A 12,454-nucleotide genomic window follows, 5' to 3' on the forward strand; every position below is an offset into this window, starting at 1 on the left:
ACATCGCGTAGTTCTCATCGAATTCCGTCCGCTGTTCCGGACGCACGTCCCTCCGCCAGAGCCTCGAGCAATCGATCGACGAAAATCGCCTGTCCCTTGAGGATTTTCCGCCGCGCGTCGGCAATGGCGAACCAAGCCGCACGGTCGATTTCCGGAAAGGTCCGAAGGCGCCCGGAGCGCGGCGGCCACTCAATCTCGAAGGTGTTGCTACGGATGATCTTGGCATCCCAATCGTCTTCGACGGCCCACGCCTGGACGACCTTGCCGCCCGGTTGCCGTGTTTCTCCGAGTGGCAAGAAAGGTCCCTCGGGGTCGTGTCCAGTTTCTTCGGCGAATTCGCGCCGAGCGGCGGACAGCGGCGCTTCATCGGCGCTTCATCGGCGCCAATCAGACCTTTCGGGATGCTCCAGGCTCCGTCATCCTTGTTCTGCCAAAATGGTCCACCTGGATGACCGAGCAAGACTTCGAGATCGGTGGCGTGTCCTCGAAACAGGAGTAGCCCCGCGCTTTGCGGCTTACGCGAAGCCATCGTGCGCGCTAGGCCGACTTCCGGTGCGGCTTGGACACCGACTTCTTAGCGGCGGCTTCCTTCGGCTTCTTGCCGGTGATCGGCATCAGCATTTCCTTCTGCCCAACCGCCGCCTTGCGCGGCTTCTTGGCCGTCTTCTTCGGCGCCGCTATCGGGCCCGTCGCGTCTCGTCCGATGCTCTTGCGCAACGCGTCCATCAGGTCCACGACGTTCTCACCTCGCGGACGCGCTTTCGCGGTAATGGGTTTGCCGGCACGCTTCTGATTGATGAGATCGATGAGGGCGGTTTCGTACTGGTCTTCGAACTTGTCCGGCTCGAAATGGCCTGCCTTCTGATTGACGATGTGTTTTGCGAGATCAAGCATGTCCTTGGTGACTTTGACATCCTGGATCTCGTCGAAATACTCCTTTTCGGAGCGGACTTCGTAGGGATAGCGCAGCAGCGTTCCCATCAACCCTTTGTCCAGCGGATCGAGGGCGATGATGTGCTCCCGATTGGTCAGTACCACCCGCCCGATCGCGACCTTGTTCATCTCTCGGATGGTTTCGCGGATGACGGCGAAGGCGTCGTGGCCAACTTTCCCATCTGGCACCAGATAGTAGGGGCGGATCAGATACCGTGGGTCGATCTCGCTCCGATCGACGAACTCGTCGATCTCGATGGTTCGCGTCGATTCCAGCGCGACATTCTCGAGCTCCTCCTTCGTCACTTCGATGTAGGTATCGGTGTCGACCTTGTAGCCCTTGACGATGTCCTCGTTGTCGACCTCTTCGCCGGTGTCGGCGTCGACCTTGGCGTACTTGATCCGATGGCCGGTCTTTCGGTTCAGCTGGTTGAACGAGACTTTTTCGGATTCCGAGGTGGCCGGATAGAGCGCAACCGGACAGGTGACGAGGGAAAGACGCAGGAAGCCTTTCCAGTTAGCGCGGGGGGCCATGTCGGGGGAACTCCGATCCTGATACCGGATTCAAGACGAACGACCGGGCTTGGTTCCGACACCGCGACCCGCCCCACAGGAGGATTTTTCTCGGCGGCCACCTTGTCGGACTCGACATTTGTTCTTGTTATGTTCTAATTCGGGCATGACCGACCGACCCGCGAGCTGGCGCATGCCGACCCCGAAGCAGATGGAAAAATTGGCCGCTGAAGCCGACCGTAGACGAGCGCCGTCCGCTGCGGGTCCAGATGCCCCCCTCCCGGCCGAATATTGGGAATCGGTCCTCAAAGATCCTCGCGCCGGCGCGGCTGTGGCCCAGGTCCGACAGCGACGCCTTTCGGAAATCAAGGGCCACGTGTTGCGCGTCTCCTGCCGCCGTTGCGAGCGGACCGTGGAAATACAGACCGCCGATGCCGTCCGCTTGTATGGCGCCAACGCAGTCTGGAAGGACGTGGCGCAACGTCTGCTCGACAAAACCTGCCAGCAGCGCACCGGCCGGCATGAAGAAGATGGGTGCTGGCCAGCATTCGAGACGCCGTAGCCGCTCTGCATTTGCCGATCCGATCTGTTTGCGCCTGGATGTCCGGATGGCCCCGAAGTATCACCCTACGCCACTGTCGGGCGGCGATCGCAAGGCTCTGGCGAAAGAGCTCGGCAAGGCGCGCGCAATGGCCAGCATGCTGGCTACCCAATCAGCGGAGATGCGGGCCAAAGGCGAGGCGATGATCCAGCAAGCCGACAGGTTGCTTTGCGAAAGCTGGAACGAGCGGATGTGGAGTGACGGCGAACCGATCCATCCATCGCCGACGATTGATCAGGCCGTAAACGGAGGCTTCCCCTGGCTGGAGATCAGGTGCGGGCGCTGCAAGACGCCGAGCGACGTGGACCTCGCGGCGATGAAGCACCCGCCGACCACTTTCGTGCACGATCTCGCCAGCCGGCTGCGCTGCCGCAAATGCGCCAAGGCAGGCCGGCGCCCATCGGCGACTCTGCTACAGTTGACGTGGCAGCCACGCCACCCTCGAACCGAACCCTGACCGATGTGCAATCTTTATTCGATCACGACCAACCAAGCCGCGATCAGCGCGCTGTTTCGTGTCGTGAACCGATACGTGGGCAATTTGGCGCCGATGCCGGGCGTGTTTCCCGACTACAAGGCCCCTATCGTGCGCAACGGGGCCGAGGGTCGCGAGCTCACTACTGCACGATGGGGCATGCCGTCGTCATCAAAGGCGCTGATGGACGCCACGAAGAAGCGAGCCGAGAAGCTGCAGGGCAAAGGCAAGGCAGTGGATTTCAAGGAATTGCTCAGAATGGAGCCGGACAGCGGCACAACCAATATCCGCAATGTGAAGAGCAAGCATTGGACGCGATGGCTGGGAGTCGAAAACCGCTGCGTGGTGCCGTTCAACTCCTTTAGCGAGTTCAACAAAGCCGAGGGCGGCGACATCTGGTTCGCGCTCGACGAGACCCGTCCCCTCGCCTGCTTCGCCGGTATCTGGACCAACTGGACGTCCGTCCGGAAGGTCAAGGAAGGCGAGACGACCAACGACCTTTACGCGTTCCTCACGACGGAGCCGAATGCCGAGGTCGGCGCCATCCATTCCAAGGCGATGCCCGTCATCCTGACAACGCCGGAAGAGATCGAGACCTGGATGACAGCACCTCCGGACGAGGCCCTGAAGCTACAGCGGCCGCTTCCGGACAGCAGCCTCCGAGTCGTCGCCCGCGGCGTCAAGGAAGACCCGGCCGCGCTAACGCCGTGACCATCGCGGGCGATGAAGACCAGACAGCCCCGCGGCCATCAGCGCAAGATCATCCACAACGACGAGGATACCTTTTGATGCGTCCCTCGAGCAGAGGCACAAGACTATCATGAAAGTCGTCATTCCCTCCGAATTAGTAGCTCTGGGACAGTATCTTCCACGCTTCCTTGGCCTTGTCGGCGAAAGACTCTGGTTCAAACGTTTGGACCAACTCGATGCGGCACAACATAGGTCGCCCTTCAATTGGAAAATCATTAGCGACTATCACTGGCTTGAAATGGCGATTGGCTTTCAACATGACGTCTTAATGAAAGAAGGCGTTTTGCGACCAGAATTGGTCGATGAACTGATCGTCGCAGCTCTGAAGTTCGCAGCAAGCACGGTCGAAATACACGCGCGGCTATCGCCCCTGGGACAAAAGAACTTGGAAGGCCGGTTGCGCGATTGCCTCAAGGCAGAGACAAGTTACGCGTCTCTGTTCCTCGAGCTCGATCTCGCCCAAAGGCTGATGGATGCTGGGTTCGACGTTAGTTTTGCCGACATGGAGGGAACGGGCCAGTTCGATCTCTTATTCGGCAAAGATTCTTTCGTCGGTGAGGTTGAATGCAAAAGCCAATCGGCTGATGCTGGTCGACAGATCCACCGGAAAGACTTCTACCGCTTCATGGAAGCGATTCTACCAGCGCTTGAAGTGCAACGCGCTGCTTGCCGACGCGAAGTCTTGCTCATTACGCTCGACACGCGGCTGTCGCCGAGCACTTCAGACCAAGCCAGGCTCCTTACGGCAGTCCGGTCAATTCTAGCGGACGGTGCGCGGACATCATTTGCTGGAGGTGGCTTCGTTTTGGAACGCCTGAACTTCGATGCCGTGGTGCCGGATCAATCGATGTCAGGCCCAGAGGCGCTGTACAAGGCTTGCGGTACAGCATTCGGTGCGAACACGCACATCTCGGGTGGCCTTACCGCAGAGGGTGGGTGCCTTGTTGTCATGCGCAGCAAGCGCGAGGACGACACCTCTAAACCATTGCTCGAAGCGATGCGCAAAGCTGCGAGCCAGTTGTCCGGCCAGCGTCCAGGTTTCATAGCAATCCAAGATCACGGGATTGCGGCTGCCGATCTCATGCTTCCCCATGTCCAGCGACGAGCGGCCATCCTGTCATTGGCCCTGTATGGTCGCTATGGCGGGTCGCATGTGACCGCAACTTATGTGACTGCGTTCGGAGCGGTCATCTTGCGTAACGGGGTGTTGGGTACGCCAGCGTTCGCTGTTCTCAATCCTGTGCCGAAGTTTCCATTGAATCCGGCCGACGCATCATCACTCCTTGCGCTCATGTCGGACGAGACTTACACGGGCAGCACCGAGCCATTGTCTTCTGAAACGATTTCGCCGGGTGTTCGCCGTTGAATTGACTGAACAGGAAGCCCACAGCTGACCGATCTCTTTCCGTCCGGTACATTCTTTGGCCGCATGCAGCACTTCAGCCCAGCCCGATGTCGGCGAGACGTCGCCTTCCTGCATTCGCGCGGATCCCGATGCCCGTCCGGACGTCGTTCGTTATGGATGACTCCCCCTGCGATACGCCGCATCCACCCGGACCTGCGTAACATTGCGGCGCGTTCATGTTCTATGACTGAGCCGCGAGGGCTCGGCTCTATCGTCGTATTTCACGAAAATCTCCGGATCGCCGCAAGAACGGTTGTCACTTCTGCCGTTCTTGAGATTGAACGGTCGGCTGCTGCGATTTCGCTGCTATCGAATCCTTGAGCCAATTCACGCTCAACGCGACGACGACGGCGAGCACAAGAGCGGCGATGCCGCGGTAATAGTTCTGCTCGCGCTCGATCGCGTGGATCCGATCACCGAGCGATTTTTCTTGATCCTTGATCTTCTTGGAAAGGCCCGCGAACGACTGGAGCTCGCCCGCTACCGACGTGATGACGTCGATATCGATGCCTCTGTGGACCGGTCCGTCCTTCTTGAGCTTCGTTTCGCGATCGAGACGGGCGAACCAGATCAGGAAGATCGGCTGACCCCGCCTCAGATGGATTGGCACCGGCCCGGCGTTGAACACGGCGAAGGTCAACTGGCCGCGATAGCCGGGATCGACGTGGAAGCCCGATACGTTGACAAGCCCCCTGAACTTGATCCTGGCGCGGATTGAGATGAACGCGATCGCGTCCGCCGGCAACGAAACGACCTCCTCGGAGAGAAGAAACGCGAATTGTCCCGGAGGGATGGTGAATGCCTCTTCCTCGGAAAGCCTGCGGACCGTCACCTGCGCGGGATCGACCGACTGATCGCTGGGCGACACGTACACCTCCGGCCCGACGGCCAGGGTGTACGCGGCGCAGTCGATCCTGTCAGCGGAGAACGGCTCGATCAGATCCGGCAACCGCTCGCCCAACGTCTCGCCGCTCCAGAAAGATCCCGCTCCGTCCATGGTAGTCGTCCTCCGGCTGCCGGTCCGGGACGACGATTAGCACACAACTCGGGATTGTCCGAGACGTCCCACCTCTATAGATTGTGCGCATGATGGTGCTGGGACATGGGGTCGATCTCGTGGACGTCGAATCGATCCGTCGCTGGATCGAAGATCCGCGGGATCCCCTCGTCTCCCGCTGCTTTAATGCCGAGGAGATCACCGAAATCGGCGAGGGATCGGACCGGGTCGAGCGTCTCGCAGGTAGGTTCGCTGCCAAGGAGGCCGTGCTCAAGGCTCTCGGCACCGGCTATGGCGCCGGCATCTCCTTCAAGGACGTCGTGGTGCGGCGGAATGCAGGATGCCCGCCGGAGGTGGTGCTGAGGGGGGGCGCGGCGTCGGCCGCGGCCGCGATGGGCGTCATCGACTGGAAGCTAAGCATCAGTCACGCCGGCGGCATGTCCATTGCCAGCGCGATCGCACTCGGCGTTCCGCCTCAGTCAGCGCACCCGGCCGAGGGACCCAGATAGTCCACGCGATGGGCGTCGAGGTCGACGGAGATGCGGCCGCCGCCGGCGGCATGCACGGCGCGCCAGACCTCGAAGCCCTGAAGGATCGCCTGCTCCCACTCTCCCGTCGTGCGCAGCTTCACCTCGAGGTGCGACGTCATGTCCTTGACCGTGCGCAGAAGCTGGAAGTCCAGGCTGCCGACGCCGTCGAGCATCCGGTGCCGGCGGGCATAGTCGAACGCGAGCGCGGCGACGCCCTCCTCGATCACGGCAGCTCGGCCACCGTCTTCCACCTCGTCGAGCAGTGGCCTGCTCTTCCGCTTCCGCCTGATCAGCGAGCGCGTGACCGGCGACCAGCCGAGGACCGCGGCGTAGGCGAAATGGAAGACGTCGTGAAAGCGATAGCCGTCGGGATCGTAGGCGTTGTCCGTGAGCTCGCTGCCGAACGGCTCGCCGTCGATGACGACGCGCACCCGCCGGCTGACGCCTCCGTCGCAGTCGACCAGTTCGACCTCGAACCTGCGCGGTAGACGTTCGTTGTCGGGAAGATCGGCGTCGAAGCTGTCCGACGTCGTACTGCCGGAAATGAAGCGGCCGCGCGTCTTGCGGAGATTGGCGGCAGCGACCTCGTCGAGATCGAGATCGAACTTGCTGGCGACGTTCGCGACGTACCACATCAGATCGCCGAGCTCCTCGGATACGCGCTCCTTGAAGAGCCGATGCGCCTCGCCGTCCCGCAGGTGCTTTTTGTATTCGCTCAGCAACTGGCCGGTCTCTCCGGCGAGGCCCAGCATCGGCACGATCAGCGACGCCATGTCGTCCGGTCCCTTCGTCGGCACGCGATCGGTGCCCAGGGCCTCCCGCTGGTAGGTCTTGAAGTCCATCCTATGCTCCTGTCGCGGCCGGTCGCGCGACCGGCGGCGCGCCCGATTCGATCTTCAGGTTCAGTTTCCATTTCGGCGGGTAGAACGGTTTGATTGGCGTCAAATTCGCCTGGAATTTCTGCTTGATGCGGGTCCGCCCGGTCTTGCCCGACACGTTCGGGTGGACCACGCGGGCATACTTGTCGACCTCGCAGAACAGGTTCTGGCAATCGATCAGCTGGAGACGGCGTCCCCACAGGCTTTCGAACTCGAGACCATAGCGGTCGAATTCCCGCTCTTGAATGTCCGCCATCAGGCGGATCAGTTCGGGCTCGTTCAGTCCGCCCGGGTCGCGAAAACATTTGCGCAAGCCGTCCCGTGCGCCCGGTCCCGGAACGACGAAGTCCATCTCGCTGAAGTCCGTGATCTCGCTGTAGTTGATGTCGATGATGAACTGGTAGGCTAGGAAGTCTCCGATCGTCGGGTAGGAACGCAGCTTCTCGAAACCGTCCTGCATCGAGTTGGCCTGTGCGAGACGGTCCGGAAGGCGATCGGCCATCATCCGCTCCAGCATCAACAGGTTGTTCTGGTGCTTGGAGGGACACCCGTAGGCCGCCGCGCCCGGCGGCATGATGTAGGCCGCCGAGTAGATCTGCCTACCCGCGGCCTTCGCGCGTTCGAGCACGGCGTTGAAACGTTCGAAGCGGTAGCCCTCGAAGGTGATCTGTCCCAACGCGCGTTCGAGCATCTCCCAGGTCTCGATCTTGTTGAACAGTTTGAACAGCAGGATCCGGAAGAACACCTCGGCGTGGCTCTTCGGCAAGTCCTCGCGGTATATCACCCGCCTGATCAGGTACTGACTGACACGATCGGACGCGCGGTACGCGTTGGTGAACTTGTAGGTCTCGATCACTGCATCGCGCGTCCAAGGCGGCGCCTCCGCGCGCGCCCTGCGGAAGAAGACAGCCTGCCGCTCTGCCGCGAAACGCCAATAGCTTTCGTAGACCTCCGAAATCATTGCCGGCGCAAGATGGCTCAAGACGACCGGCGATGCGGGCCGATGGTCCGACGCCCCCTCCGCTTCCGCCCTTTTCCCTGCGCCGCGCGTCCTAGCCGACCGGTTACGCGTAGACTCCTTCAAACCGAAACTCCTCCCGCGAGCCCGACCGGCTCGCCGATTCCCGGAACGATCGACGGCGCGACGGCGGCGCGCAAGGCAGCGATCATCGGCTCCAAAGACGCGTCCTTCTTCTTGACGCCGTCGAGCTTCGCGACGCCGACGGTCACGTTGAGCCTGACGAGCGGAAGCTGCATCTCGTGCGCCATGAAGGCGCCGAGGCGCGCGAGGCCGAGATAGTTACCGTAGGCCTTATCGAACACGTATTGGGTGGCGTAGAACGCGTTCGCGACGAGCCCCTCGTTCGTGGGCACGAATGAGACGTGCTGCAAGCACGGGAACACTATTCGCGCTTGCCTCGTGTGATCGCGGGCCGGATCGAAAATCGAAACCTGCAACATGGTGTCGCGAACTCCCTCCTTCCAGTTCGTCAGAATGAATTCAAGTTGATTGCCATTCGAAGGCGTCGCCTCGTTGAAATGCGTCATGCGCTCGAAGTAAAGCCCCCTGCCGTTAACGGAGCGGTTCATCGCGACATATCGCGGAAACGCGCCGGAGTAGAGGGCGAACAGACGTTCCCGGTCGCCTCGGGCGATCTTCCACAGCCGCTCGGGGAAGATCGTGAAGGCCACGGTATCGACGGAGATCTTCTTCTTCAGCTTGAGCATCCTGTCGAGTGCGGCGCGCACGTCGGCGATCTCGGGAACGACGCCGGCCGCATCGAATCCCGTCAAGCTCAGCGTCAGGGGCGAAATCTCCGTCCGCCGGCTGTCGTAGATGGCGAGGAACAGCCGCGCCCATCCCCGTGACAGATTGGTGTCGCTGATGACGGTCGGTTCGTCGGCGTGAGAATTCGACCTACTCATCGGGATCTTCCTCCAGGTGCCTGAATTGAGCCAACCCCACGTATTCCTTGGGTGCGATGCGGACGAACGACGCCCAGTCCTCGGCCGCCGCCCGCACGATGCCGGGACGAACGGCGCGGAAGACGCGACCGGCTTCGACGTCGCCTTCGCGGACAAGCGCGGAACCTTCGGCGTCGGTGCCGCCCGGCATCAGCACGAGAGTGCCGACCTCGGCGTCGATCGTGGTCGCGACGCGGTGACGGTCCGCGACGATCAGCGGTTCGGAAACCAGCCTGCCGAGCAGCCCGGCGCGGATCGCGCGCGGTCCCGTCCGCTTCAGGATCTTGGCGCGCGCGTAGGGAATGATCTTCACGCCGAGCGAGAGGTGCGTGAGCAGCGTCTCGTAACCTATGCCGAACTCGCAAGCGACTGCGAACATCTGATCCGGGCTCGCCGCCGCGGCGGCCCAGCCGCGCGCGCGGAAGGCACGTCGCAGACCCATGGTCGGCATCATCAGGAAGCCCGCGAAGGTGTCCGCGAGGAATTCCTTGGGGTCGTTCCAGGGATTCTCCTTCGCGTCCTCGCGGAGCTCGTCGATCGAACTACCGTGACCGAATACATGATGGCCAAGTTCGTGCGCGCAGTTGAAGGCGCGTCGGGGAAGCGGCCTGCGGGCCGACAGATGGATGCGCGGCTGGGCGCTGCGCTGGTACATGCCTTCCATGTTGATGTTGTTGAAGCGGACGCTCACGCCCAGCTTCTCGCAGATCCCGTAGACGCAGATCGGCTGCGACTGGTCGGCTTCCGCCTTGGCGCGCGTCGCGACCGCGGCTTTCAGCGCGCGCGAGGCCAGTGAGATCCGGTCGAAGCCCGGTTTATCCGTCCGCTGCATCTGCATCAGCCGCCGCTTCCCTCGTCTTTTTCGTCCCGCATCACGGCCAGCAGCTTGAGCAGTCGCTGGAGGTCTTCGGGCTTGAGCTTGGAAAGCTCGCGCGCGGCGAGTTCGAGGCGGGGATCCTCGGCCTCGACCGTATCGGGCACTTCGCGGAGCAACCAGGCCACGCTCACGTCGTAGAGGGACGCCAACTTCGCGAGTTCTTCGGCGGAGACCCTGCGGTTACCCGCTTCCATCTCCGATACCGACGGCCGATGCAGCCCCAGGATACGAGCGACATGCCCCTGCGAGAGACCGGCGAGCCGCCGGGCTTCCTTGAGACGTTCGGCGATCTGGCCGCGCTTGACTGATTCCTGATCCGTCATGCCGCTGCTTTTTTCTCGCCCTGCTTCTTCTGCAGCTCGCATACGAAGACCGCGATCTCGTCGAGCGAGCGCGGTTCCTTGGTCGTCTCGTCGATGAAGATGTTGACGTCGTCGGGGATCGGGACGTCGATCTGCGTGGCTAGGATCGTGGTCGCGACCGGCCACACCTTGCTGTCGAATTCCGGAACGGCGCCGATGGGTTTGGTCGCGCCGGTGAGCGGCGGGCATTCAAGCTCGCTGTCGGTCTGTATCTGACCGATGATCTCGATCAGGGTTTTCAAAAGCTCTTTGGGTTCCATGGACTCTCCTATCTGACGCTTGGTAAGATAATCTTACAATGCCATTCGTCAAGAGGGCCTCTGGCCTCTTTTTCGCGATCGCAACCTTGCATACTGGAAGACGTCGTTTACCTGATTGAAAATACTTGCGTATGTACGTGTACGGAAATCCTTGCATGTCAGAAAAACTTACCCTATTTTCTGACGAGAGGAGCGATCTCAATGATTTCGGTTGCGGATAAAATCCTGCGGTATGTTCGAGTTCGAGGTCCGGGCAGCGTCTTCACGCCCTCTGATTTCATCAGGTTCGGTAGTCGTCCCGCCGTGGACCAGGCCTTGTCGCGGCTCTGCAAGGACAAGCGTCTTCGCCGTCTCGCCCATGGCCTCTACGACTATCCGCGCGTGCACCCGCAGCTGGGCGACCTGGCGCCAGCGCCGGATGCAATCGCCAAGGCCTTCGCGCGCGAGACTGGCTCGCACCTGCAGATGACTGGAGCGCAGGCGGCCAACGCTCTCGGACTGTCCACCCAGGTGCCGGCACGCAACGTGTATCTGACCGACGGACCGTCGCGCCGGGTCGTGCTCGGCAAGCGGACCGTCGACATCCGCCACGCCTCGCCCAAGCATCTGATCGCGCCGGGCAGCATGGCCGGCAACGTCGTCCAGGCGCTACGCCATCTCGGTCCCGACTCGACCGCGGCCGTGGTTGCCGCCGCAGCCGCGCGCATGAAGGATTCCGACCGGCGCGCGCTGGCGAGCGGCATCAAGCAGGCTCCCGCCTGGATGCGGCCCGCGCTTGACGAGATCGTGCAGCGGACGGCCGCCTGAACCGTGGACACGATCGCTAAAACACCGGCTGCGGACCGCGCCGCCCTTTTCAACGAAGCGGGCGCGGCCCGTGGCCTGGCGAACGCGATTATCGAAAAAGACTTCTGGGTCTGCTGGACACTGAAGCGTCTCTTCGGCATCCAGGGAGAAGGCTCGCCCGGTCTCGTCTTCAAAGGCGGAACGTCGCTGTCAAAAGCGTACGGCGCGATCCGCAGGTTCTCGGAGGATATCGACCTGTCGTTCGATCGGGCCGACCTCGGCTACGAAGGTGAACGGAATCCGGAAGAGGCCCCTTCAAGAAAGAAGGCCGACCGGCTCATCGAAGATCTGGTTGCAGACGTCGAGAAGCATATTGCAGACGTAGTGTTGCCTAGCTTGACCGCAGCCATCGCCGGCGAGCTGGGTCCGGCCACCCAGGCCGGATGGAGCCTGACAATCGAGTCCGGCCATCCTCAGAACCTGATATTCGAGTACCCGTCGAGCCTGTCCAACGGTGACTACGCCGGCTTCGCATACATGAGCCGCAGGGTGAAGCTAGAGTTCGGAGCGCGTGGCGATCCCTGGCCCACCGAAAAGCGCCAAATCGAACCCTATGCCGCGCAGGAGTTTCCCAATCTCTTCGCCGACCCCGCATGCAAGGTCGACGTCCTGGCGCTGCGACGAACCTTCTGGGAGAAGGCGACGGCGCTTCATGCCGAGCACCATCGCGAACCGCAGTCGCCGACACCGCCGTACTTCTCGCGGCACTACTACGACCTCGCGACGCTGGCGGACACGGACGAGGGCAAGGAAGCGATGAAGGACGGCGATCTGCTGAAGCAGGTTGCCCATCACAAGTCGGTTTTCTTCCGCGCGGCCTGGGCGAGCTACGATACCGCACGTATTGGCACTCTCCGGCTTTCACCTCACCCCGATCGCGTTGCGGATCTACGTGCCGACTACCGCAAGATGGCGCCGATGATGTTCGACGACCCGCCGCCAACCTTCGACGAAATCCTGGATCGGATCGCCGGGCTAGAGAAGCGGATTAACGGCGCCTAGGGCGCAGCCACCGTCAGGCCGGAGGCGAGATGCCGAGCTCGACGTAGAAGCCCTTCAGCT

15 protein-coding genes and 1 pseudogene are annotated in these 12,454 nt (G+C 61.9%); 7 read left to right on the plus strand and 9 right to left on the minus strand.

Annotated elements, in window-relative coordinates; translation table 11 throughout:
* Nucleotides 1–14: 14 nt before the first annotated feature.
* A pseudogene (locus tag CI41S_RS11695) lies at nucleotides 15–529 on the minus strand (NUDIX hydrolase).
* 8 nt (nucleotides 530–537) lie between these two features.
* Entirely contained in the window at nucleotides 538–1,467 is a 930-nt protein-coding gene (gene ku / locus CI41S_RS11700) for a non-homologous end joining protein Ku (protein ID WP_139859067.1), read from the minus strand.
* A 145-nt stretch (nucleotides 1,468–1,612) separates the two neighbouring features.
* Between ku and CI41S_RS11705 the strand changes: the two genes are divergently transcribed.
* The 4 genes from CI41S_RS11705 to CI41S_RS11720 all read left to right on the plus strand — a co-directional run bounded on the left by CI41S_RS11705 (nucleotide 1,613) and on the right by CI41S_RS11720 (nucleotide 4,638).
* Nucleotides 1,613–2,008 (plus strand): hypothetical protein, encoded by a 396-nt coding sequence (locus tag CI41S_RS11705; RefSeq protein WP_172627997.1) that lies wholly within the window; start codon nucleotides 1,613–1,615, stop codon nucleotides 2,006–2,008.
* Nucleotides 2,009–2,054: 46 nt separating this feature from the next.
* Nucleotides 2,055–2,504, plus strand: a complete 450-nt coding sequence (locus tag CI41S_RS11710; protein WP_139859069.1) for a hypothetical protein — start codon at nucleotides 2,055–2,057, stop codon at nucleotides 2,502–2,504.
* A 3-nt stretch (nucleotides 2,505–2,507) separates the two neighbouring features.
* Nucleotides 2,508–3,233, plus strand: a complete 726-nt coding sequence (locus CI41S_RS11715; RefSeq protein ID WP_139859070.1) for an SOS response-associated peptidase — start codon at nucleotides 2,508–2,510, stop codon at nucleotides 3,231–3,233.
* A 109-nt stretch (nucleotides 3,234–3,342) separates the two neighbouring features.
* On the plus strand, nucleotides 3,343–4,638 hold the full coding sequence (locus CI41S_RS11720) for a hypothetical protein (protein WP_139859071.1): 1,296 nt from the start codon (nucleotides 3,343–3,345) through the stop codon (nucleotides 4,636–4,638).
* Nucleotides 4,639–4,933: 295 nt separating this feature from the next.
* Here CI41S_RS11720 and CI41S_RS11725 read toward each other — a convergent pair whose 3' ends face one another.
* Nucleotides 4,934–5,674, minus strand: a complete 741-nt coding sequence (locus CI41S_RS11725) for a dCTP deaminase domain-containing protein (RefSeq protein WP_139859072.1) — start codon at nucleotides 5,672–5,674, stop codon at nucleotides 4,934–4,936.
* Nucleotides 5,675–5,763: 89 nt separating this feature from the next.
* On the opposite strand from CI41S_RS11725, the gene acpS reads away from it, so the two are divergent.
* Nucleotides 5,764–6,183, plus strand: coding sequence for a holo-ACP synthase (gene acpS, locus CI41S_RS11730; protein ID WP_139859073.1), 420 nt, complete (start codon nucleotides 5,764–5,766; stop codon nucleotides 6,181–6,183).
* Here acpS and CI41S_RS11735 read toward each other — a convergent pair.
* The 6 genes from CI41S_RS11735 to CI41S_RS11760 form a co-directional block, all read right to left on the minus strand.
* Nucleotides 6,150–7,046 (minus strand): nucleoside triphosphate pyrophosphohydrolase family protein, encoded by an 897-nt coding sequence (locus CI41S_RS11735; RefSeq protein WP_139859074.1) that lies wholly within the window; start codon nucleotides 7,044–7,046, stop codon nucleotides 6,150–6,152. The genes acpS and CI41S_RS11735 overlap by 34 nt on opposite strands.
* Before the next feature lies 1 nt (nucleotide 7,047).
* Nucleotides 7,048–8,043, minus strand: a complete 996-nt coding sequence (locus CI41S_RS11740) for a nucleotide kinase domain-containing protein (protein ID WP_139859075.1) — start codon at nucleotides 8,041–8,043, stop codon at nucleotides 7,048–7,050.
* Between the two features lie 119 nt (nucleotides 8,044–8,162).
* Entirely contained in the window at nucleotides 8,163–8,831 is a 669-nt protein-coding gene (locus tag CI41S_RS11745) for a thymidylate synthase family protein (RefSeq protein ID WP_244626475.1), read from the minus strand.
* A 169-nt stretch (nucleotides 8,832–9,000) separates the two neighbouring features.
* Nucleotides 9,001–9,879, minus strand: a complete 879-nt coding sequence (locus CI41S_RS11750) for an ImmA/IrrE family metallo-endopeptidase (protein WP_139859293.1) — start codon at nucleotides 9,877–9,879, stop codon at nucleotides 9,001–9,003.
* A 5-nt stretch (nucleotides 9,880–9,884) separates the two neighbouring features.
* The gene (locus CI41S_RS11755; RefSeq protein ID WP_139859077.1) at nucleotides 9,885–10,247 is read right to left on the minus strand and encodes a helix-turn-helix domain-containing protein; all 363 of its coding nucleotides are present in this window, start codon (nucleotides 10,245–10,247) and stop codon (nucleotides 9,885–9,887) included.
* Nucleotides 10,244–10,546, minus strand: a complete 303-nt coding sequence (locus tag CI41S_RS11760) for a hypothetical protein (RefSeq protein ID WP_139859078.1) — start codon at nucleotides 10,544–10,546, stop codon at nucleotides 10,244–10,246. The genes CI41S_RS11755 and CI41S_RS11760 overlap by 4 nt, the downstream gene beginning before the upstream one ends.
* A gap of 201 nt (nucleotides 10,547–10,747) precedes the next feature.
* Here CI41S_RS11760 and CI41S_RS11765 point away from each other — a divergent pair, with 201 nt between their 5' ends.
* A complete protein-coding gene (locus tag CI41S_RS11765; protein WP_139859079.1) occupies nucleotides 10,748–11,353 on the plus strand; it encodes a DUF6088 family protein in 606 nt (201 codons plus the stop codon).
* Nucleotides 11,354–11,356: 3 nt separating this feature from the next.
* On the plus strand, nucleotides 11,357–12,394 hold the full coding sequence (locus CI41S_RS11770) for a nucleotidyl transferase AbiEii/AbiGii toxin family protein (RefSeq protein ID WP_139859080.1): 1,038 nt from the start codon (nucleotides 11,357–11,359) through the stop codon (nucleotides 12,392–12,394).
* Nucleotides 12,395–12,454: the final 60 nt, after the last annotated feature.

The sequence above is a fragment of the Bradyrhizobium ivorense genome (genome assembly GCF_900696085.1).
In the GTDB taxonomy this organism is placed as follows: Bacteria; Pseudomonadota; Alphaproteobacteria; order Rhizobiales; family Xanthobacteraceae; genus Bradyrhizobium; species Bradyrhizobium ivorense.